The sequence below is a fragment of the Teichococcus coralli genome (assembly GCF_009829925.1).
Lineage (GTDB): Bacteria > Pseudomonadota > Alphaproteobacteria > Acetobacterales > Acetobacteraceae > Pseudoroseomonas > Pseudoroseomonas coralli.
Genome location: NZ_SNVJ01000033.1, coordinates 1 through 21,483, shown reverse-complemented (window position 1 = coordinate 21,483; position 21,483 = coordinate 1). Strand labels below are relative to the sequence as shown.

18 protein-coding genes are annotated in these 21,483 nt (G+C 69.7%); 4 read left to right on the top strand and 14 right to left on the bottom strand.

Going from position 1 to position 21,483, the window contains the following annotated elements; genetic code table 11:
- Positions 1-65: 65 nt before the first annotated feature.
- Together E0493_RS21800 and E0493_RS21795 are read right to left on the bottom strand one after the other, a co-directional pair.
- Positions 66-272, bottom strand: a complete 207-nt coding sequence (locus tag E0493_RS21800) for a hypothetical protein (RefSeq protein WP_160939379.1) — start codon at positions 270-272, stop codon at positions 66-68.
- Positions 273-286: 14 nt separating this feature from the next.
- Positions 287-913, bottom strand: a complete 627-nt coding sequence (locus tag E0493_RS21795; RefSeq protein WP_160939378.1) for a TetR family transcriptional regulator — start codon at positions 911-913, stop codon at positions 287-289.
- Positions 914-1,008: 95 nt separating this feature from the next.
- Here E0493_RS21795 and E0493_RS21790 point away from each other — a divergent pair, with 95 nt between their 5' ends.
- The 4 genes from E0493_RS21790 (at position 1,009) to E0493_RS21775 (ending at position 8,071) form a co-directional block, all read left to right on the top strand.
- Entirely contained in the window at positions 1,009-2,169 is a 1,161-nt protein-coding gene (locus E0493_RS21790) for an efflux RND transporter periplasmic adaptor subunit (RefSeq protein ID WP_160939377.1), read from the top strand.
- 4 nt (positions 2,170-2,173) lie between these two features.
- On the top strand, positions 2,174-5,338 hold the full coding sequence (locus tag E0493_RS21785) for an efflux RND transporter permease subunit (RefSeq protein WP_160939376.1): 3,165 nt from the start codon (positions 2,174-2,176) through the stop codon (positions 5,336-5,338).
- 101 nt (positions 5,339-5,439) lie between these two features.
- Positions 5,440-6,759 (top strand): NAD(P)/FAD-dependent oxidoreductase, encoded by a 1,320-nt coding sequence (locus tag E0493_RS21780; protein ID WP_160939375.1) that lies wholly within the window; start codon positions 5,440-5,442, stop codon positions 6,757-6,759.
- A gap of 67 nt (positions 6,760-6,826) precedes the next feature.
- A complete protein-coding gene (locus E0493_RS21775; RefSeq protein WP_367614568.1) occupies positions 6,827-8,071 on the top strand; it encodes a TIGR03862 family flavoprotein in 1,245 nt (414 codons plus the stop codon).
- A 10-nt stretch (positions 8,072-8,081) separates the two neighbouring features.
- Here the strand turns inward: E0493_RS21775 and E0493_RS21770 are convergent, their stop codons facing one another.
- From E0493_RS21770 to tnpA, 12 genes are all read right to left on the bottom strand, one after another.
- A complete protein-coding gene (locus E0493_RS21770; protein WP_235913956.1) occupies positions 8,082-8,873 on the bottom strand; it encodes a DUF2272 domain-containing protein in 792 nt (263 codons plus the stop codon).
- A gap of 105 nt (positions 8,874-8,978) precedes the next feature.
- A complete protein-coding gene (locus E0493_RS21765) occupies positions 8,979-9,626 on the bottom strand; it encodes a DedA family protein (protein WP_160939374.1) in 648 nt (215 codons plus the stop codon).
- 158 nt (positions 9,627-9,784) lie between these two features.
- On the bottom strand, positions 9,785-11,377 hold the full coding sequence (locus E0493_RS21760; protein ID WP_160939373.1) for a glycosyl hydrolase: 1,593 nt from the start codon (positions 11,375-11,377) through the stop codon (positions 9,785-9,787).
- A 512-nt stretch (positions 11,378-11,889) separates the two neighbouring features.
- Positions 11,890-12,633 carry an NUDIX hydrolase gene (locus tag E0493_RS21755; protein WP_160939372.1) on the bottom strand — a complete coding sequence of 248 codons (744 nt, stop codon included), beginning with the start codon at positions 12,631-12,633 and terminating at the stop codon, positions 11,890-11,892.
- Between the two features lie 231 nt (positions 12,634-12,864).
- Positions 12,865-14,229: an MFS transporter gene (locus E0493_RS21750; protein WP_160939371.1), complete on the bottom strand. Its 1,365-nt coding sequence runs from the start codon at positions 14,227-14,229 to the stop codon at positions 12,865-12,867.
- A gap of 191 nt (positions 14,230-14,420) precedes the next feature.
- Positions 14,421-15,755, bottom strand: coding sequence for a class-II fumarase/aspartase family protein (locus E0493_RS21745; protein WP_456316354.1), 1,335 nt, complete (start codon positions 15,753-15,755; stop codon positions 14,421-14,423).
- Between the two features lie 61 nt (positions 15,756-15,816).
- Positions 15,817-16,419 (bottom strand): protocatechuate 3,4-dioxygenase subunit alpha, encoded by a 603-nt coding sequence (gene pcaG / locus E0493_RS21740; protein ID WP_160939369.1) that lies wholly within the window; start codon positions 16,417-16,419, stop codon positions 15,817-15,819.
- A complete protein-coding gene (gene pcaH / locus E0493_RS21735; protein ID WP_160939368.1) occupies positions 16,419-17,132 on the bottom strand; it encodes a protocatechuate 3,4-dioxygenase subunit beta in 714 nt (237 codons plus the stop codon). Before pcaH ends, pcaG begins: the two co-directional genes overlap by 1 nt.
- Complete coding sequence (pcaDC, locus tag E0493_RS21730; RefSeq protein WP_160939367.1) at positions 17,129-18,295, bottom strand: bifunctional 3-oxoadipate enol-lactonase/4-carboxymuconolactone decarboxylase PcaDC; 1,167 nt, start codon at positions 18,293-18,295, stop codon at positions 17,129-17,131. The genes pcaH and pcaDC overlap by 4 nt, the downstream gene beginning before the upstream one ends.
- 626 nt (positions 18,296-18,921) lie before the next feature.
- A complete protein-coding gene (gene tnpC / locus E0493_RS21725; protein ID WP_160939366.1) occupies positions 18,922-20,502 on the bottom strand; it encodes an IS66 family transposase in 1,581 nt (526 codons plus the stop codon).
- Between the two features lie 13 nt (positions 20,503-20,515).
- Positions 20,516-20,872: an IS66 family insertion sequence element accessory protein TnpB gene (gene tnpB, locus E0493_RS21720; RefSeq protein ID WP_160939365.1), complete on the bottom strand. Its 357-nt coding sequence runs from the start codon at positions 20,870-20,872 to the stop codon at positions 20,516-20,518.
- On the bottom strand, positions 20,869-21,255 hold the full coding sequence (gene tnpA, locus E0493_RS21715; protein WP_160939364.1) for an IS66-like element accessory protein TnpA: 387 nt from the start codon (positions 21,253-21,255) through the stop codon (positions 20,869-20,871). Before tnpA ends, tnpB begins: the two co-directional genes overlap by 4 nt.
- Between the last annotated feature and the right edge of the window lie 228 nt (positions 21,256-21,483).

The window sequence follows — 21,483 nt, the reverse complement described above, 5'->3', positions numbered from 1 at the left end:
CCAACACAACTCGCAGTCTCGCGGCGATCATCGGCGCATATCCCTTGGAGGCGGAAAAAGACGGGTCATCGGCCCGGAGCGACAGGCGCAAGCAGCCCGTCGCCCCAGATGTCGCCGGGCTCGGGGCGCAGCGGCGCGACCCCGGCGGGGTTTCCCTCGATGCTTCGCATCGTGGTGCCGCCGACGCTTGCATCTGGCGCGGAGGTGCCGCCGGAGCAGGCAGCCAGGAGGGCCGTCAGTGCAGGCGCGGCCAGCCGCAACAGAACACGCATGAATCACGTTCTCCTCAGGAAACGGGCTTGACCGCCGTGCAGCTCAAGAAGCCCCGGACCGCGGCGCAGACCTCGCCCGCCAGGGTAAAATCCGCTTCCCCCCGCAGCCATTCGTTGAGGAATCCACCGATCAGGGCCTGGAGGAACAGCGCCGCCCGCTCCGGCGGCCAGTCCGCGGAGAGTTCACCACGCTCCGCGGCGCGACGGAAGCTGTCACGCAGGCTGGCGCGGATGGCGGCGTCGGCCTGGCGCCGGCGCAGCAGGGCGGGAGCCATTTCCGCCACATACTCGCAGCGCTGCAGCATGATGGTCAGCAGGCGCCGGCGGCGCGGATCGTTCTCCAGCTCGGTCAGGGCCGTGGTGATGGACTCCGCCATGTGCTCGAGCGGCGGCGCGGCCTCATCGCTGCAGAGCCGGCGCTTCATTTCGTCCTGCAGCAGGATCAGCCTTTCGTCGAGCGCCAGAAAAAGACCAAGCTTGTCACCGAAATGCCAATGCACCGCCCCTCTCGTGCAGCCCGCGAACCGCGCTATCTCATCAAGGGAAGCCCGCGCCACGCCACGGTCGAGGAAGACATGTTCCGCGGCGTCCAGCAGGGCCTCGCGCGTCTCATCGGCTTCCTGTTTTGTGCGGCGCGCCATTTCCGACCTTGCGAGTTGAAATCAGCCGTTTATATACATACACGAAGGTATCTTTACAAGCCTCAGCCTGCCCCGCAGCACCCACTGGAGGTTTCATGGCGCTCCTGATCCGTCGTGGGCTCGCCGCCCTCGGCCTTTTCCTGCTCGCTGCTCCAGCCATGGCGCAGCGGCCCGGCGGCGGGCCCCCGGCGATCGGGGTCGCGGAGGTCGCTCGCCGCGCCGTCACCGAAACCAACAGCTTCATCGGCCGGATCGAGGCGATCGACCGCGTGGAGATCGTGCCGCGCGTCACCGCCTTCCTGGAAAAGGTTGAGTTCGAGGAGGGCGCCGAGGTGACGCAGGGCGACCTGCTGTTCCGCCTCGAGCGCGGCCCCTTCGAGGCGCAACTGCAGGTCGCCAAGGCCTCGGTCGCCGAAGCCGAGGCGCAGCTGCAGAACGCCAACATCACGCTCAACCGCGCCCAGTCGCTGCTGAACACGCCGGCCGGGCAACGCTCGACGGTGGACACCGCCGTGGCGGCGCAGCGCACCGCCCAGGCGCAGCTGCTCTCCGCCCAGGCGCGGCAGCGCCAGGCCCAGATCAACCTGGACTACACCGAGATCCGCGCGCCGATCGCCGGCCGCATCGGCCGCGCCAACGTGACGGAGGGCAATGTCGTCGCCGCCGGCTCGGGCGTGCTGACCACCATCGTCAGCCAGGACCCGATGTACGTCACCTTCACGGTCCCGGTCCGCACCATGACGGAGGTGCGCCAGCGCTATGCCGCGCGCGGCGGGCTCTCGGCCGTCCAGCTGCGGGTGCAGCTGCCGGACGGGCGGCTCTACGAGCGGGTCGGCCATCTCGGCTTCGTCGACATCGACGTGGGGCGCGACACGGACAGCGTGCTGCTGCGTGGCCGCATTCCGAACCCGCGCACCCCCGAGGGATACCGGGAGCTGACCGCGAACCAGTTCGTCAACGTCGTCGTCGAGGCGGTGCAGCCGGTCGAGATGCTGACCGTGCCGCGCGCCGCCCTGCTGACCGACGCGCGCGGAGTTTTTGTCTATGTCGTCGGCAAGGACAACGTGGCCGAGCGGCGCGCGGTGAAGATGAGCCAGCACTCAACGCCGGAGCTGGCGGTGATCTCCGACGGGCTGCGCGAGGGTGAGCATGTCGTGGTCGAGGGTCTGCAGCGCGTGCGGCCGGGCAGCCCGGTGATGCCGTCGCCGGTCGAAGCGGGCGCGCCGGCCGCCGCCGCGCCACGCCAGGGAGGCTGAGCGCATGATCTCCTCGGTCTTCGTTGACCGGCCGCGCCTCGCGATCGTCATCGCCATCGTGATGACGATCGCCGGCGCGCTTTCGCTCACGCGTATCCCGGTCTCGCAGTTCCCCGACATCGTGCCGCCGCAGGTGCAGGTCACCGCCGCCTATCCCGGCGCCTCGGCCGAGGTGGTCGAGGCCGCCGTCGCGCAGCCGCTCGAGGCGCAGATCGTCGGCGTGGACCGCTCGATCTACATGAAGAGCAACAGCGGCAACGACGGCAGCTATTCGCTCACGGTCAGCTTCGAGCTGGGCACGGACCCCAACATCAACACCGTCAACGTCAACAACCGCGTCCAGGCGGCGATGGCGCTGATGCCCTCGGAGGTGCAGGCCCAGGGCATCAAGGTGGAGAAGAAGTCCTCCTCCATCCTGCAGGTGCTGTTCCTGTATGCCGACAAGCAGGGCGAGTACGACCCGCTCTACCTGACCAACTACGTCACCCTGAACGTTTTGGACGAGCTCTCCCGCACCTCGGGCGTCGGTTCCGCCACGCTGTTCAGCCGGCAGAACTACGCGATGCGGATCTGGTTCGACACGCAGCGCCTGACCAGCCTGAACCTGACACCCTCCGACGTCGTCGCCGCCATCCGCTCCCAGAACGTGCAGGCCCCCACGGGTCGCATCGGCGCGGAGCCGATGCCCAAGGACCAGCAGGTGCAGATGAACGTCCGCACCCAGGGCCGCCTCACCACGCCGGAGCAGTTCGGCGCCATCGTGCTGCGCGCCAACCCCGACGGCTCGGTGCTGCGCGTGCGGGACGTGGCGCGCGTCGAGATCGGGGCGCAGAACCTGGACGTCACCACCCGGCTGAACGGGCAGGACGGCGTCGGCATCGGCCTCTACCTCGCCCCCGGGGCGAACGCGGTGCAGACCGCCGACGCCGTGGAGAAGACCATCAGCCGCGTGCGCGAGCGCATGCCCCAGGGCATGACCCTGCGGCCGGTCTTCGACACCACCATCTTCGTCAACGACACCATCCACGAGGTCATCAAGACCCTGCTGGAAGCCTTTGTTCTGGTGGCGATCGTGGTGTTCCTCTTCCTCGGCAACATCCGGGCCACCTTCATTCCGATCATCGCGGTGCCGGTCAGCCTCATCACCACCTTCGCGGTGCTGCTGATGCTCGGCTACTCCGCCAACACGGTCTCGCTGCTGGCCATGGTGCTCGCCATCGGCATCGTGGTGGACGACGCCATCGTCGTGGTCGAGAACGTCGAGCGCGTGATGGAGGAGGAGCCGGAGCTGACCCCGGGCCAGGCCACCAAGAAGGCGATGGCGCAGATCACGGGGCCGATCATCGCCATCACCCTGGTGCTGCTCTCGGTCTTCGTGCCGATCGGCTTCATCCCCGGCCTCTCGGGCGAGCTGTTCCGCCAGTTCGCGGTGACGATCAGCACGGCCATGGTCATCTCGGCCATCAACGCCCTGACGCTCTCGCCGGCGCTCTGCGGCGTGTTCCTGCGGCACAGCGGGCCGCGGCGCGGCATCATGGCGTGGGTCGGCCGCCGCATCGACAACGTGCGGGACGGCTATGCGGCCGTGGTGCGCCGGCTGCTGCGGCTGGCCATCGTTTCGCTGGTGCTGGTCGGCGTGTTCGGCTTTGGCGCCTACACGGTTGCCAGCCGCATCCCCTCGGGCTTCCTGCCGCAGGAGGACCAAGGCGCCTTCATCATCGCCTTCCAGCTCCCGGACGGGGCCGCCCTGCCCCGCACCAGCCGGGTGGTCGCCGACATGGAGCGGCGGCTGAGGCAGATGCCGCAGGTGCGGGACGCCGTTTCCATCGTCGGCTTCTCGCTGCTGGATGGCGGCGCCAGCTCCAGCTCGGCCACCATGTTCGTGCAGCTCAAGGAGTTCAGCGAGCGCGCGGGCGCGGGGGATTCCGTGCAGGCGCTGATCGGGCGGATCTTCGCGGAGAGCCAGCAGATCCGGAACGCGCAGATCATTCCGATCAACCTGCCGCCGATCATCGGCCTCTCCACCGGCGGCGGCTTCGAGTACCAGCTCGAATCGCTGGCCGGTGCGGAGCCGGCGGAAATCGGCAGCGTCATGCAGGCCCTGGTGGGCGCCGCCAACCAGGACCCGCGGCTGACCCAGGTCTTCTCGACCTTCAGTGCCCGCGTGCCTTCGCTCTACCTCGACATCGACCGCGACAAGGCGCAGGCCCTCGGCCTGACCATGAGCGACGTGTTCTCGGCGCTGCAGGCCACCCTCGGCAGCAGCTTCGTGAACAACTTCAACCTCTACGGCCGCACCTGGCAGGTGCTGGTGCAGGGCGAGGCGTCCGACCGGCGCGAGACCGAGGATCTCTGGAACATCCAGATCCGCAACAGGCGCGGCGTGATGGTGCCGCTGCGCTCGATCGCCACCGCCAAGACGGTGGTCGGGCCGCAGACGATCACCCGCTACAACAACTACCGCTCCATCACCATCAGCGGCAGCCCGGCGCCGGGCGTCTCCTCCGGCGCGGCCATTGCCGCCATGGCGGAGATCTCGCGCAACACGCTGCCCGCCGGCTATGCCTTCGAGTGGACCGGCACCTCCTTCCAGGAGCAGCGCGCCTCGGGACAGACGGGCGTCATCCTCGGCCTCGCCGTGCTCTTCGCCTTCCTCTTCCTGGTGGCGCTCTACGAGAGCTGGGTGATCCCGATGCCCGTGCTGCTTTCGGTGATCGTCGGCGTGCTGGGAGCGGTCGGCGCGCTGATGCTGGCCGGGATGCCGATGGACCTCTACGCGCAGATCGGCCTTGTGGTCCTGATCGCCCTGGCGGCGAAGAACGGCATCCTGATCGTGGAGTTCGCCAAGGAGCAGCGCGAGGCAGGCCGGCCGATCGCCGAGGCGGCGGTCATGGGTGCCAAGCTGCGGTTCCGCGCCGTGATGATGACCTCGATCGCCTTCATCCTCGGCCTGGTGCCGCTGGTCTGGGCCTCGGGGGCGGCCATGCTTGCGCGGCGGGCGGTCTCGACGCCGGTCTTCGCCGGCATGATCGCGGCCTCCACCATCGGCATCTTCCTGATCCCGATGCTCTATGTGGTGTTCCAGCGGATGCGGGAGGCGACGCACCGCCGTTTCCGCCGCCGCGGCCAGCATGCGCACCGGGAGCGGGAGCACAGCGCGGCGAAGTAGGCCGCCGCGTCCGGAAACTCGCCGGGCGCAGGCTGGTTGCTCCGGCGAGACTGCGGGGCGTCGCCGCCAGGCGTCGCCCCGTTCCGCATGGAGGACGTTGCATGGCCCAGCCCCCCGTCCGCCCTCCCCGGCCCCGCATCGTCATCGTCGGCGGCGGCGCGGGCGGCGTGCACCTCGCCACCCGCCTTGGCGGCAGCCTCGGCCGGCGGGGACGCGCCGAGATCCTGCTGATCGACCGCGATTCGACGCATATCTGGAAGCCGCGCCTGCACGAGGTGGCGGCCGGCACGCTGGACACCGGGCAGGAGGAGCTAGGCTTCGTGGTGCATGCCCACCGCCACACCTTCCGCTTCCTGCCGGGCGAGATGCAGGGGCTGGACCGGGAGGCGAAGCGCGTGCGGCTCGCCCCCTTGCGGGACCGCAACGGCACCGAGGTGCTGCCGCCGCGCGCGGCGGAGTATGACGTGCTGGTGCTGGCCGTGGGCAGCCGGGCCAACGACTTCGGCATCCCGGGCGTGCGCGAGCATTGCCACTTCATCGACAGCCGCAACCAGGCGGAGGACTTCAACACCGCCCTGCGGAACGAGACGATCCGCTGCCTCGCCGCGCCGGGCGACGCGACGCTGGACATCGCCGTCGTGGGCGCCGGCGCGACCGGCGTCGAGCTGAGCGCCGAGATCAGCACCGCGCTCGACCTCGCCTCCGGCTACGGCTTCCCCGGCCTGCGGGACCGGCTGCGGCTGACCCTGATCGAAACCGCCCCCCGCATCCTGGGGGCGCTTCCGGAGCGGGTGGCCGAGGCCTCGCGGCAGGAACTGGCGCGCCAGGGCGTCACCGTTCTGACCGGGGCGGAGGTCATATCGGTGGATGCCGCGGCGCTGCACCTGAAGGACGGGCGCACCATCCCGGCGAAGCTGAAGGTGTGGGCGGCGGGGGTGGCGGCGCCGGCCTTCCTGCGCGAGGTGGGCGGGCTGGAAAGCGCCCGCAGCGGGCAACTGGTGGTGCGGCCGACCTTGCAGACGACGCGCGACGACCATGTCTTCGCCATCGGGGACTGCGCCTGGCTGGTGCCGCCCGGCCAGGAGCGTCCGCTCGGCGCCACGGCGCAGGTGGCGCAGCAGCAGGCGCGGCACCTGGCGCGCGCCATCCCGGCGCTGCTGGAGGGAAAGCCGCTGCCGGAGTTCACCTACCACCACCAGGGTGCGTTGGTGGCGCTCGGGCACTACAACGCCTTCGGCAGCCTTGGCCGGCATGGACTGTTGGGCGGCGGCACCTTCATCCAGGGGCGGCTGGCGCAGATCAGCTACGACTCCCTCTACCGCCGGCACCAGCTCGCCCTGCACGGCTTCTGGCGGTCTCTGCTGTTCTGGGCTTCGGATCTGCTGCGCCGCGCCAGCACGCCCCCGGTGCGGCTGGAATGAGCCACCATCGCGGCCAGGCCCCTCGGGCGGCGTTCCGCGGCGGCACGGCCGGGCTATAAGGCTGCCCGTGTCACACGCATCCCCCTGCTCCGCCGACTGGGTCGCCATTCTCGGCGGTGGCCCGGCGGGCCTCATGGCCGCCGAGACGATTGCCGCCGCAGGGCACCGCGCGGTGGTGTTCGAGCGCATGCCCTCACCCGGACGGAAGTTCCTGATGGCGGGCCGCGGCGGGCTGAACCTCACGCATTCCGAGCCGCTGCCGGAGTTCCTCCGCCGCTATGGCGCGGCCGAGGCGAGGCTTGCGCCGCATGTCGGCGCCTTTCCGCCTGACGCGCTGCGGGCCTGGTGCGAGGCGCTGGGACAGGAGACCTTCACCGGCACCTCCGGCCGCGTCTTCCCGAAGGCGATGAAGGCCTCGCCACTGCTGCGCGCCTGGCTGGAGCGGCTGCGTGAAGGGGGGGTGGAAATCCGCACGCGGCATCTCTGGCACGGCTTCGACGCGGGCGGGCATCTGCGCTTCACCACGCCGGAGGGCGACATCACCCATGCCCCCGGGGCGGTGGTGCTGGCGCTCGGCGGCGCCTCCTGGCCACGCCTGGGCGCCGACGGCGGCTGGACGGGCGCCCTGCCCGGCCTCGCCATCGCGCCGTTCCGGCCGAGCAATTGCGGCTTCCGCATCGGCTGGTCGGCGGTGTTCCGCACGCGCTTTGCCGGGACGCCGCTGAAGCGCATCGCGCTCAGCTTCGGGGGCCGGACGGTGCGCGGCGAGGCGGTGATCTCGGCGGAAGGCATCGAGGGGGGCGCGGTCTATGCCCTCTCGGCCCCGATGCGCGACGCCATCGCCGCGCGGGGCAGCACGGTGGCGATGCTCGACCTGCGCCCGGACCTCGGCACGGAGGAGGTGGCTCTGAGGCTGGCGGCACCCCGCCGGGGCCAGTCGCTCTCCACCTTTCTGCGCAAGGCGCTGGGGCTGCCGCCGGTTTCGATCGGCCTGTTGCAGGAGGCGCTGCACGAGGGGGTGCCGGCAGAGCGGCTGCCCGACCTGGTCAAGGCGCTGCCACTGCGCCTGCTCGCCCCGCTGGGGCTTGAGCGGGCCATCTCGTCGGCGGGCGGGCTGGCGCTCGCCGAACTGGACGAGGGACTCATGCTGCGGCGCCATCCCGGCCTGTTCGCGGCGGGTGAGATGCTGGACTGGGAGGCGCCGACCGGCGGCTACCTCTTGCAGGCCTGCTTCGCCACCGGCCGCACCGCCGGACGGAAGGCCGTGGAATGGCTCGCGCAGCGCCGGCAGCCGGCTTCCAGCACACCCTGACGCGCGTCGCTCAGCGGGCGGGCGGCACGTCCAGGCGGTTCTCGAAGACCACAAGGAAAGGCGGCTTGTCCGGCGGTGCCGGCAACAGCCGGCCCTGCGCGTCGGCGGGGAAGCGGCGGAGCACCACCGCGTCGAGCACGTTGCCGCCGACCGCCTGCACGCGCCCGGGCGCGGCGGCCACCACCACGTCGCAATGCATCTCGCGGAACCGGCCGGGCTCGGCGAGGCGCTCCTGCCAGTGCAGCAGCGGCACCAGGGAGCGGTCGGCGCAGAGCAGGTCTCCCGGCCGGGGCGCATAGCCGCCGGGATCATGCGGCAGAAAGGCCGCGCTGGCGGAGTTCCATGTGGCCTGGGAGAGCAGCGCGTCCACATAGGTTGCGTGGGCGATGGCGGGCGGGAACACGAAGCCGGGCACGCCCGCCCGGGCCATGACATGACTGATGAAGGCGGCCGACCAGGCCGGATAGGCCCAGAGCGAGATGGCCGGCAGCGCCGCCTCCCCGCCGCCTTCCGCCAGCCCCGCCATGAGCGCGTCAAAGGTCGTGCGCTGGCGGCGGGCCACCGCCGGACCTTCGGCCGGCACGCTGTCCCAATAGGCCAACACCCGCTCGAAGAGAGCGGGGTCGGCGGGTTCGGCAAGCGCTTCCGGCCAGCCGTCCACGGTCAGGCGGCCCCAGGCCTGCCACTCCGCCAGCGCCTCGCCGGCGATGCGTGCCCGCCAGGGCGCTTCATGCCCCAGCCGGGCGGCGTCCTGCCCTGCCGGAGGCGCGGCGCAGGACAGCGCCGCAAGAAGAAGGCCCATGCTCCACCACCCGCCTCGCATCCTTCGCCCGGTCCCTCGCTGCCGCCGGAAGCCCAACGCGGCAGGTGGCGGGAGGTCACGCAGAACGCGCGTGGCGTGCGGCGCTCAAACGGCGATGCGGTTCAGGGTCTGCGTGCGCTCTGGCGCGGCGGGCGGCAACTGGTTGGTGCGGACCACCGGCGGCCGCTCCTCTTGGCGCGGGGCGGGAGGGCGGCGCCAGAACTGCACCAGGCGGAACAGGAGGTAGAGCACCACCACCGCGCCGATGCCGGCGAGGGCGTAGGAGGTTCCCTGCTCGCCGAGCCAGGCCACGGCGAACCATCCGGCCGCCGTGAAGGAGGCGGCCCAGAGGCCGGCGGCGATGAAGTTGAGGAAGGCGAAGCGGGGATGCGGCATGCCCGCGATGCCGCAGGCGGCGGAGGCCACGTTGCGGACGCCGTAGACGAAGCGGAAGGTCAGCACGAAGAGCGTTCCGTAGCGCTCCAGGAAGCGCAGCGCCGAACCGATGCGCTTCTCGCCGCCCGGGATGCGGCGCAGCGCGTGGACGCCGTAGCGCCGGCCCAGGGTGAACCACAGCTGGTCTCCCAAAAAGGAGCCGATCCACACGGAAAGCATCAGGAACCAGGGATTGATCGTACTCGTGGCCCTGCCCGCCGCAGCCGCCAGCAAGACAAACGTTTCGCCCTCGAAAAAGGCCCAGGCCGCGGCCGCCAGATAAGCCAAACTACCCCACTCTGCCCAGAACTCGGCCACGCTTCCCCCCTTGTCTGGCGTCCCTGCGGCGCGACGATGCGGGAAAACGCCGCTTCAGGGAAACGACAATCTCACGCTCACGTGAAATTTTGCTGAAGGCGGGCAGAGGTGGCGCGGTGCCGCGCTCCGCACGTGTGGCGGAGCGCGGAATGCACGCATCAGGCGAAGTGGTAGTCGGAGCCGGACAGGTTGGTGACGTGGTTCAGGGTGAAGCTCATGCTCGACCCGTCGCTGTCGGTAAGGGTCCAGACGTCGCCATCATGGCTCAGCTTGGCGTCGCCTCCGAAGCCGCGGAACTCCAGCCGGTCGCCCTCGCCGGCGGAGAAGTCGGTGATGGTGTCGTGACCCTCCCACTTCGCCAGCACGAAGGTGTCGGGGCCGGCGCCACCGGTCAGTTCGTCATCGCCGCCCTTGCCGTCCAGCACGTTCCTGCTGCTGGTGCCGGTGATGATGTTGTTGAGCCCGTTGCCGGTGCCGTTGCTCCAGCCGTCACCGAAGAAGATCAGGTTCTCGACGTTGTCCGGCAGGGTGTAGTCCTTGATCCAGGTGGTGACGGTGTCCACGCCCTCGCCGGCCTTCTCCATCGGCGTGTCGTTCGAGGCGAACACGTTGTAGGTGTCATCGCCCTTGCCGCCATACAGGGCGTCGCCGCCGCCGTTGGACTGGTGCCAGTCGTTGCCGTCGGTGCCGTACCAGGTGTCGTAGCCGCCGCTGCCCCAGCTCTGGTGCTGCGGATCGCCGGAGAGCGCCAGCTGGTTGCCGCCCTGCTGCGAGCTGTCGCCGCCATTGCTCCAGTCGGTGCCGCCGGAGTTGTCGCCCGACCAGGCGTCGCCATCGCCGCCATCGGTCGAGCTGCTGTCCGTCGAGCTGCTATTGCCGCCGGAGGAGCTGCCGTTGTTGGTCCAGGTGTAGCCGGAATCGGAGCCGAACAGCGCCTTGAAGGCCTCGCCCGTGTCGCCGCCGCTGCCGTCGGACATGCGGCCGGGATAATGGACGTCGGAATCCCAGATGGAGTGATAGACGACGTCGTGGCTGTCGAACCACTCCTTCGCCAGCTCAAGGAAGCTGCGACCGTCATTCGTGGTGACGCCCCACTCGGAGAAGGCGGTGGGCTTCCCATGCGCGGAGGCGAAGTCCTGGTGCCACTTCAGCCCGTAGGTCTCGTTGACCAGCAGGTCCCAGGCCTCGCGGGGGTCCGAGCCCTGGTATTCGGGCTTCCAGTAGAAGTCCATGCCGATCACGTCGACATAGCCGTCGCCCGGATAGGCCTTGGCAGGATCCATCCCGCCATAGGCCTCGTTCGGCGTCCACTCGAACTTGAACTTGTCCGAAACCGAGCGGAAGGTGTCCACGAACTGGCGGAAGGCGTTGACAAAGTCACCTTCCTGGCCGCCGGCGGACCAGGAGAACCAGTTGCCGTTGAACTCCCAGCCGGTGCGCACGTAGATCGGATCGCTGCCGCTGTGGCCGCTGAGCAGGTCTTCAGCGACCGAGCGGTAGTACTGGTTGTAATCGCCGTTCGCCGCTGAATGGAGATTGGCATCGCCAGCGAGAATGGGAACGGACCAGAAGACGTCGCGGCCCGTGGGACCCCAGAGGCGGTCCGCTGCCCAGCTTGCACTCTGGACGAAGTCGTCCCAGTTGGAATTTCCAACTACTCCGTGCACGCCATCGACGGCGCGTCCGAGCCAATTCTCGAACTGCGCCAGATCCCGGGTGCTGTTGCCGACATAGACACCAAGAAGGGCCATAGTAAATCCTATGCAACGGGCGCAGGAGATCCCATTCGTCTCTGCACCCCGCAGCGACGACCAAGAAAAATCCCGCAAGATTTGCGTCTAAATCAGGCCATGACTTCGGCCCGGCCGACGAAGGAACCGCCAAAGCCCTAGCTGACGGCTCACGGAAAGTCGAGCGAATGACGCACCGCCACATGCCGGAATTTTGTACTTCAGGGACTGAAACCGGAAGATGGAAGAAATAACCTATGAATTTTCGCTCTGAACAAAAAATTGGATTGATGAAACTATGTCGTTTCTCGCTCTAGAGGCGACATGACAGACAAGAGCAGAGTCTTTTAAAGTGAAAATTATAAAATATAATTCTACTTTTGGTTGATAAAATTCAGCCCGCGCTGCTCGCCCCGTTGCAGGCGTCACAGCGATTCCGTGGCGGCTTCCGCTCCAAACAGCCTGAAAAAAGCCACAAATCTGCCCGAATTGGGGCTGGCCGGCCGCGCTGCGCTCCGGCCGCCGGAAGCCCTTCAGCCGAGAAGCTGGAGGCGCTGAAGCAGGATCCGCGTTGTCGGCACGACCTGCCCCGCAAGCCCGTCGAGAAAGCCTGGCAGGTCCTGGTGTGGCAGGATGCGGAGCTCCAAGTATTCGCGATGAGTGACTTTCTCCTGGCGCGCCAGGACTTGCTCCCCGCGCAGGGGTGTCCGCAGCCGGATGCCGAGGTCGTGGTAGTGCGTGCCGGGATGCACAACGAGGCAGAAGGGCGTGGCCGCCTCCACCTCCGCCGCGGATAGGCCGACCTCCTCTTCCAGCTCCGACAGGATCTGCGCCCTCGCGTCGATCCGTGTGCCCTGCCGCGCACTCGCGTCGACGCTGCCCGCCGGCGGCAGCTGCCACATGCCGGGCTGGTAGGTGGCTCCCCCTCCGCGCCGGCCCAGCACAATGCCGTCGGCGCATTCGAGTACCCCGCAGACCGACAGCGCCCGCAGGCCGAGCCGGGCGAAGAGCGCCGGCTCCCGCGTCTGCGCCACCAGCGCCTTGTAGCGCACGAAGGCGCCTTCGAGCCGTGCGGGCGAAACGCTGGTGAGCGTGAACACCGGGCCATCGAAGAGGCGCCCACCGGCCTTTTCCTGCGCTGCCTGCCAGTGCGCCTCCAGGAGGGGCTGGAGGTCCGGCGGTACCGGGGGCGGAGCATCGTGGCAGTGGATTTCGAGCGTGCTGTCCAGCGGGGCGTGCTGCCAGCCCGCCAGGGCGTCGTCCCGATCGTCGGTCATGTGGGTCCCTTTTCCGGAGCTGGGCGGGAGCCTGGAGCGGCTTCCCTTCGCTTTGGCTCACTTCGAACGCGCTAGCGGTTTGTGTTGACGAGTGTCTTCACCCGATTGGGTGATTCCACCCGGTCGGGATCCGCTCCAGCCCGATCCGCGTGGCGGGGGGGAGCGCGCCAGGCTCCCGCGCCCCCTTCCCGGCCCCGCGCCAGACGGACCCGTGAGGCCTCCAGGTCGGCGTCAGCGGCTCGGCACCACGCCCGGCTTCCTGGGAGGGGCCGGCAGGCGCATCGGATGCGCCATCTGCTTGACGGCGAGCGCGGCCGCGGCGACCAGGCCCGGGAGGGCAACCACCATGAAGATCTGCGGCAGGGTGAGCTGCCGCCGCGCCAGCTCCGCCACCAGGAACGAGCCGGCGATGCCGCCGAACCGGCCGAAGCCCAACATCCAGGCCACGCCCGTCGCCCGGCCCTCGGTCGGGTAGAAGCTGGCGGCCAGCGCCGGCAGGGAGGTCTGCGCCGTGTTCATGAGGGCACCGGCCAGGAGCACGGCGGCCATCAGAAGGCCGAGTTGCCCCGCCGCGAGGCCGATCACGCAGACGGCCAGCGAGGTCAGAACGAAGCCTGCGGCGACGATCTTGTTGCCGTTGAAGCGATCCATCAGCCAGCCGAAGAAGATGGCTCCGATGCCGCCGAGCGGAAACAGCGCCGCGGTCAGCGAGGCCGTTCGCGGCGCCAGGCCGGCGTCGCTGAACAGGAGCGGCATCCAGTTGATCAGCGCGTAGAAGATCACCAGCCCCATGAAGTAGGCGATCCACAGCATCGCCGAACCCAGGGCATAGGGGCGCGAGAGCACGAGGCCGGCGCCGTGCCGCGCGCCCGCGGCGGGCGTGCCCTCGGCCAGGGTGAAGCGGGAGGTTTGCGCCGCCGTGGCGGAGATGCGGAACAGCACGCGGCGGATGCGCTCCGCCGGCTGGCCCCGCGCGATCATGTGGCGCACCGACTCCGGCAGCAGCAGGATCAGCAGCAGCGTCAGCGCGAGAGGTGCCACGCCGCCCAGCGCCAGCACGCTGCGCCACCCCCATTGCGGGATCATCCAGGCGGCGAGGAAGCCGCCGAAGGCCGCGCCCAGCGGAAAGCCGCAGAACATGGCATTGACCAGAATGGCGCGGCGCGCGCGCGGGCAGTACTCGCTGGTCAGCGTCACGGCGTTCGGCATGGCGGCGCCAAGCCCGATGCCGGTGATGAAGCGCCAGATGACGAGCTGGTCCAGACTGCCGGCAAAGGCGGAGGAAAGACAGGCCAGGCCGAAGACGGCCACGGCCCCGGCCAGCACCAGCTTGCGGCCCATGCGGTCGGCCAGCGGGCCGGAGGCGAGCGCGCCCGCCGCCAGGCCGAACAGCGCCGCGCTCAGCACCGGCGCCAGATCCGGCCGCGCGACGCCCCATTCCGCAATCAGCGAGGGCGCGATGTAGCCGATGGCCGCGGTGTCGAAGCCGTCCAGCAGAACGACGAAGAAGCAAAGGACGAAGAGGGTCCATTGCAGCGGCGAGAACGGGTGCTCGTCCAGAAAGTCCTGAACATCCAGGCTGGGCTCGGCATTCATGTCGGTATCCCTCGCGGAGCCGGGAAGGCGCGGCGCACCCTTCCTCGGCCAGGCTTCTTCATGGCATTCGCGGAACCGTTCGGGCCGCCGCGGACGGGGGCCGGGCACCGGCGGCCGGTACCCGCCCGCCGGCTGGTGTCCTGCTGGTCCGCTGCGTTCCTGGATCGACCCACGGACTTCGCGGGCAGCCACTAGCGGCCCCGGAAGTCCGCCAGCACGCGGTCCACGAAGGCGCCGGCGCTGCCGAGATAGCCGGCGGGGTCGGTCAGGCGGGCGATCTCGGCGGCATCCAGCCGCGAGGCTATCGCCTCCTCCCGGCCGAGCGCCTCGGCCAGCGGAACCCCCTCGGCCAGGGCAACGTCGCAGGCCTCGTGGACCACATGGTGCGCCGCCTCGCGCCCGAGCACCGGCGCCAGGCCCATCATCACCGCCTCGGCGACGATGAGGCCGCCGGTGCTGTCGAGGTTGCGGCGCATCCGGGCGGCGTCCACCGTCATGCCCTCCGCCACCATCACCGCCTGGCTCAGCGCGCCGTGGGTCAGCAGGAGCGCCTGGAACAGGGCCAGCGGCTCGGCTTGCCAGGGGCCGGTGCCGCGCTCCTGGTCGTGCGGCAGGGCGGCGAGCATCTGCGGCACCAGCGCATGGACGCCGCGCGCCTGGGCGAGCACGTACTCGCAGGCGATCGGGTTGCGCTTCTGCGGCATGGTGGAGGAACCGCCTCGCCCCGGGGCATGCGGCTCGGCGACCTCCGCCACCTCGGTCTGCATCAGCAGCATGACGTCGGTGGCGAGCTTTGCCAGGGAGCCGCAGAGCAGGCCGCACCAGCAGACGGCCTCGGCCAGCGCGTCATGCGCGACATGCCAGGGGATGCTCGGCTCGCCGAGCGAGAGCTCCTTCGCCAGCTCGTGCACCACGTCGAGCCCGTGTTCTCCCAGCGAGGCCAGCGTGCCGGCCGCGCCACCGAACTGCACCCGCAGCGCACGCGGGCGAAGCTGCGCCAGGCGCTCGCGCATCGCCAGCAGCGGCGCCNGCTGCGCCAGGCGCTCGCGCATCGCCAGCAGCGGCGCCAGCCAGACGGCGCACTTGTAGCCGAAGGTGACGGGGAGCGCGTGCTGCAGATGCGTGCGGCCGGCCATCACCGTGCCGCGGTGCTCCTCGGCCCGGGCGGCCAGGGCGGCGCAGAGCCGGTCCAGCTCGGTGCCCAGCAGGTCCAGCGCGTCGCGCAGCACAAGCACCGTGGCGCTGTCCATGATGTCCTGGGTGGTTGCGCCCCAGTGGGTCCATCGCCCCGCTTCCGGACCTGCGGCGGCCGAGAGCTGCTTCACCAGCCCGACCACGGGGTAGCCGGTGTTGCGGGTGGCGACGGCAAGGGCCGGCAGGTCCAGCCGCTCCGCGCGGGCCACCGCGGTGATCGCCTCGGCGGCGGCGGGCGGCACGATGCCAAGGCGGGCCTGCGCGCGGGCCAAGGCGGCCTCCACGTCCAGCATGCGCTGGAGCACGGCGCCCTCGTCCAGCGCCGAACGCATGGCGTCGGTGCCGTAAAGCGCGCCGAAAACGGCGCCATCCGCTGGGTTCACGGCCATGGCGTCAGATCTCCATCCAAACGGTCTCACCCTCGCCCTGCAGGCGCAGGTCGAGGGTCCAGGTTCCGGGCCCGGTCGGTCGCGCGATCAGTGTGCCACGGCGTTCCGGCGGAACCGTGTTCAGCACGGGGTCGGTTTCGTTGAGCGGCTCGCCCTCGAAGTAGAGGCGGGTGCAGAGATGCGTGAGCAGGCCTCGGGCGAAGACGGCCAGCGCGACATGCGGCGCCTGCCGGAGGTTCGCGCGCGCCTCACCATCCAGCGGCGACGGGCCCGGCTTCAGCGTGACGAAGCGGAAGCTGCCATCGGCCTGCGTGGCACAGCGCCCGTAGCCCTGGAACTCCTTTTCGGGGCCGTTCGGGTCGGGGTATTCACCCATCGGGTCGGCGTGCCAGATCTCCACCATGGCGTCGGCGACCGCAGCGCCCGCGCCGTCGGTGATGCGACCGGTCAGCACGATTCGCTCGCCAGGCGGCAGGCGGTCGCCGAAATGGCGGGTGGTGTCGGCCCATTCCGGGAAGTCCACCAGATGCCAGTAGGGACCGGCCGTCTGGTGGGCGGAGGCGACGAGGCCCTGCGCCGGTGCCGCCTCGGGCGTGGGCGTCGGCATCAGTGGTGATCCTCCATCGGGGTGGCTTCCCGTCCGCGCAGCACGAGGTCGAACCTGTAGCCGAGCGCCCATTCCGGCCGCGTCAGCTCCAGGTCGAACGTCGCGACGAGGCGGTTGCGGGCAGCTTCATCGGGGATGGCGTGAAAGATGGGGTCGAGCGCCAACAAGGGATCGCCGGGGAAGTACATCTGGGTGATCATGCGCTGGGCGAAGCCGTCGCCGAAGACCGAGTAGTGGATGTGGTTCGGCCGCCAGGCATTCTTGTGGTTCCGCCAGGGATACGCGCCCGGGCGGATGGTGACAAAACGATAGCAGCCATCCTGGTCGGTGAAGACGCGGCCCATGCCCTGGAAGTTCGGGTCGAGCGGAGCATCATGGTCGTCGCCGGGGTGGTTGTAGCGGCCAGCGGCATTGGCCTGCCAGATCTCGACCATGGCGTTGCGCACGGGGCGGGCGTCTTCGTCGAGCACGCGGCCACCGACGATGATGCGCTCACCCATGGCCGCGGAGCCATCCGCCTGGACCGTGAGGTCGGTCCGCGGGGCATAGCGTTGCGGCGAGAAGCGCGGCGCGCTGGTCTCGGTGCGGGTGTGCGGCAGGCGGAGCGGCGGCTGCTGGGGGTGACGGAGGCGCGTGCTGCCGTAGCCCGCAGAGTCGTAGGGCGGTTGTGACAGCCGGTCTGGCCTCCGGTAGCCCGGGATGATGTTGCTCATGGCGTCTCCTCCATCTCCTTCAGCGCCTGCTTGGCCAGCTTGAGGGCATGATTGGCAAGGGGCACGCCAGCATAGGCGCCGACCTGCAGCAGCACCTCCGCGATTTCCTCGGGCGTCACGCCGGTGTTGCGGGTGGCGCGCACATGCAGCAGGAACTCCCCTTCCCGTCCCAGCGCGGCCATGAGCGCCAGCGTCAGCAGGGATCGGGTGTGCCGCGGCAGACCAGGGCGGGTCCAGATGCTGCCCCAGACACTCCGGGTGATGTAGTCCTGGAAAGGTGCGTCGAGCGCAGTGACGGCAGCACTTGCCCGGGCCACATGCGCTTCGCCCAGCACCGCCCGCCGCACGGCGAGGCCCGCCGCGAGGGGGTCTTGAGCGGGATTGGCCTCCTGGGCAGCCAAGAAGGCACACAAGGCCGCAGCCACGGCCTCTGGCCGTTCCACAGGTGGCAGGTGAGCGGCGTCCGGGATGAGCTGGAGTTGTGCGCCTGGAATGGCATTGCGCAGGGCTTCGGCACTGGCGAGCGGAGTGGACGCATCGCCTTTGCCGAGCAGCACCATCGTGGGGAGGCGCAGGCGGCGGGCGGCTTCGGTGCAATCGGCGGCGGCAATCGCCTCGGCGGCGCCGGCATAGCCTTCCGGGTCGGTGCGCCTGAGCATGGCGCGCAGGCCTTGGGCAAACGGTGCGTTCCTGGCCTGAGGCGTGACCCAGGGGGCGGTGACGGTGTCCACCAGGGGTTCCATGCCCTGCGCGCGCACGGTGGCGGCGCGGGCGCGCCATGTCTCCGCCGGAGGAACCGCCAAGGCGGTGTCGAGCAGCATGAGGCTGCGCACCCGCTCCGGCGCCTGTGCTGCCAGGGACTGCGCGATCAAGCCGCCGAGGGAGATGCCGCCGACATGCGTCTGCCGGGTGGCGAGTGCGTCCAGCACTGCCAAGGCATCCTGCGCCATCTGCTCGATGCTGTAGGGTCCAGGAGTTACCGTGGTCAGGCCATGTCCACGCAGATCCGGACGAACGACGCGCCAGCAACGGGCCAGAACCTTGGCGGTATCGTCCCAGATATGGGCATTCGTGCCGAGGGAATGAAGCAACAGGAGCCAGGGAGCACCCGGAGGGCCCTCAACCTGCACATGGACGTCGAGATCGCCCGCCTTCACGAACATCGCACCGTGCCTCCCGGGAATTCTCGGCTGCGGCAATGCAGCCTGCGCGCTGTGTAGAGGATCTATTTAGAATCAATCGGTGACGGCGGCGATGAGAGGGAGCGCGGCGAGGAGGTTCCAAGCCAGGCGGTCCGGCGGGCGGCCAGGCGCGGTTAGGGCCATGGAGCACGGGCGCATCGGGCTGAGGGCGGCCGGTTGGCAGCGCATGCGGGAGCCGCTGGTCACCCGCCTTTGTCCAGGCTGGGGCTGGACGGCCGGCAACGCGGCAGGCGCTGCCCAGGGGTCGCCAACCCGCATCAAGAGGGCAAAAAACGGCAGCACTGCAAGCGAGCCGGACAAGACACGTCCTTAGCCCCCCCCTTCTGCGGCGCACGGCACCAAGCTTGGCAGGCGCCACCCTCAACAGACAGATGCTCCACATCCCGGCGCGGCAGACTCTTCGGCAAGGGACGGCGGCCGCAATGCCACGTCTCCTTCGAGGAGGCGGGGCGAAGGCCTCGTCACCCGCGCCACCATCTACGGTCGTGATGTCGGTGAGAGGCTCGTGGAGCTACAGCTTCAGCCAATCTATTTCGCACGCCAGTCGTTCTGAGAAGCGTCTAAATCGTAAGCGCTGCCTGGAGACCCTATGCGGCAGCGCTTGACGGCTGGTCACCGGGCTTGGCCCAGCACCATGGCATGAGCTCGTCGATGCGGCTGTTGGGCCAGCCGTTGACGAGGCGGGTCAGCAGGTCGGTGAAGTAGCGCTGCGGATCGACACCGTTCAGCTTGCAGGTCTCCACCAGGGAGGCAATGGCGGCCCAGCGGGCGCCACCATTGTCACCGCTGGCGAACAGTGCATTCTTGCGGCTGAGGCAGATGGGGCGGATGGCCCGCTCCACGATGTTGGTGTCCGTCTCGATGCAACCATCGTCGAGGAACTGCTCCAGTCCCTTTCGGTGGTTCAGCGCGTAGCGGATCGCCTCCGCCGTCGGGCTGCTGCGCGGCAGGCGCCCGAGCTGGGCGTCGAGCCAGGTGAACAGTTCCGCCACCAGCGACCGACTGCGGGCTTGGCGCATCGCCAGGCGTTCTGGAGCAGGCCGGCCACGGATCTCCGCCTCGATGGCATAGAGGGCGGCGATGCGTTGCAGCACCTCGGTGGCAATCGGCGCCGCGCCGCTTCTGGCTAGGTCAAAGAACCCGCGGCGGACGTGGCTCCAGCAGAACGCCAGTGTCACGTCCCCGGTCAGCGCCTTGTAGGCAGCATAGCCATCGCACTGGACGATGCCACGGTAGTCCGCCAGCAGCGCCCTGGCGTGCTCCTGCCCGCGGCCGGGGGCGTAGTGGAACACAACCGCCGGAGGATCCGTGCCACCCCAGGGCCGGTCGTCGCGCGCCAGGGCCCAGGCGTACCCCTTCTTCACCTTACCGCGCCCGGGATCGAGCACCGGCAAGGTGGTCTCATCGGCAAACAAGCGCGGTGAGGCGAGCAGGATCTCGCGCAGGCGGCGCACCACGGGCCGGATCTCCAGCGCGGCGGTGCCCAGCCAGTCGGCCAGCACCTCCCGTCCCAGCGTCAGCCCCTGCCGCGCCAGCATCTGCGCCTGGCGGTAGAGTGGCAGATGGTCGGCGTAGCGGGCCACCAGCACCTGGGCGACGGTGGCCTCGGTCGGCAGCCCGCCGGGCACCAGCCGCTCTGTAGCGGGCGCCTGCAGCACCACCCCGGGACAGGCGCGGCAGGCCAGCTTGGGGCGCCGGGTCACCAGCACCCGGAACCGGGCTGGCAGGACATCGAGCCGCTCGGCGCTGTCGGCGCCGATCTCGACCAGCAGGCCATCACAGCAGGGGCAGGTCTCCCGCTCGGGCATCAGCACCTGCTCGATGCGCGGCAGGTGCGGTGGCAACGGGTCGCCGTTGCCGCGGCGGCGCTTGGCCTGCTGTTCCCGCAGCGCTTTCGAGCGCTGGCCCGCCTCGGCCTCGCTGGCCGCCAGCGTGGCCTCGATCTCCTCGAACGCGAACAGCAATTGGTCTTCCGGCAGCCGCTCCGACTTCTGCCCGAACTGTCGCCGCTTCAGCTTCAGCAGCAAGTGGTGCAGCTGCTCGTTCCGGGTTGCCAGTGCGTCGCGCTCAGCCAGCGCGGCATCGCGCTGCTCCAGCGTCGCCAGCAGCAGCGCGCGCAGCGCCGCGGGATCCTCCGGCAGGCTCGGCATGGTGTCCGCGGCGCCCATCCTGCCCGCGAGTCTACGCAGGCACGCTCGGCGTGGGAATCCGCTTCGTGCTCTGCACCCGCGTCCAGTCGATGCCGTCGAACAGCGCGGCGAACTCCACCGGCGTCAGCCGCACCGCGCCATCGACGATCGGCGGCCAGCGGAATGCCCCGCTCTCCAACTGCTTGCTGATCAGCACCAGGCCGCTGCCGTCCCAGAGCACGATCTTGATTCGGTCGGCACGCTCGGCCCGGAACACCAGCACCACTCCCGAGAACGGATCGGCGCTCAGCACCTCGGCCGCCAGGGCGGCCAAGGCATGCGCCCCTTTGCGGAAATCCACCGGCTGGCTGGCCAGCAGCACTCGCGCACCACCTGGCAGCGTGATCACGCCGCCGCGGCTCGCAGCGCGCGGAGCACCATCGTCAACAGGACCGGATCTGTGTCTGGCGATACCCGCACGAGCGCCCCGGCCACCTGGATCTCGATGCAGGGCAATGGGGTGGGCTCCCGCGACGCTGCACCAGGCTCCGCCACGATCGGCACGAACGAGGGAGGCGCGTTGTGCCGCATCTCCCGCCGCCAGGTGAACACCTGCTGCGAGCAGACCTGCCAACGACGCGCCACCTCGGCGATGACGGCGCCAGGGGCGAGCGTTTCCGCGACGATCCGGGCCTTGGCCTCCTCCGACCACCGCCGGCGGCGCCCAGGGCCCGTCAGCACCTCGACCCGGCGATATCCGCCGCCACTCGCGTCGTCACTAACGTCGACCATAATGCCGGCTCAAAGCTCCCCACCTGAAGGCGAGGCAGCACAGCATCGACACGCTTGGGAAGAAGGGCTTTCAGGCAGCGCTTACTCTGAACCGCGGGTGCCACAGCGATGTGTTCTGCACTCGCAGCCGCGGAGTTTCAAAACAGAAGCAGGAAGCTGGAGAGTGGATTGGCCTGCAACACCTCTGGATCTGCGCCCGCCGATGACCAGCAGCTGTGCCTCGAAGCG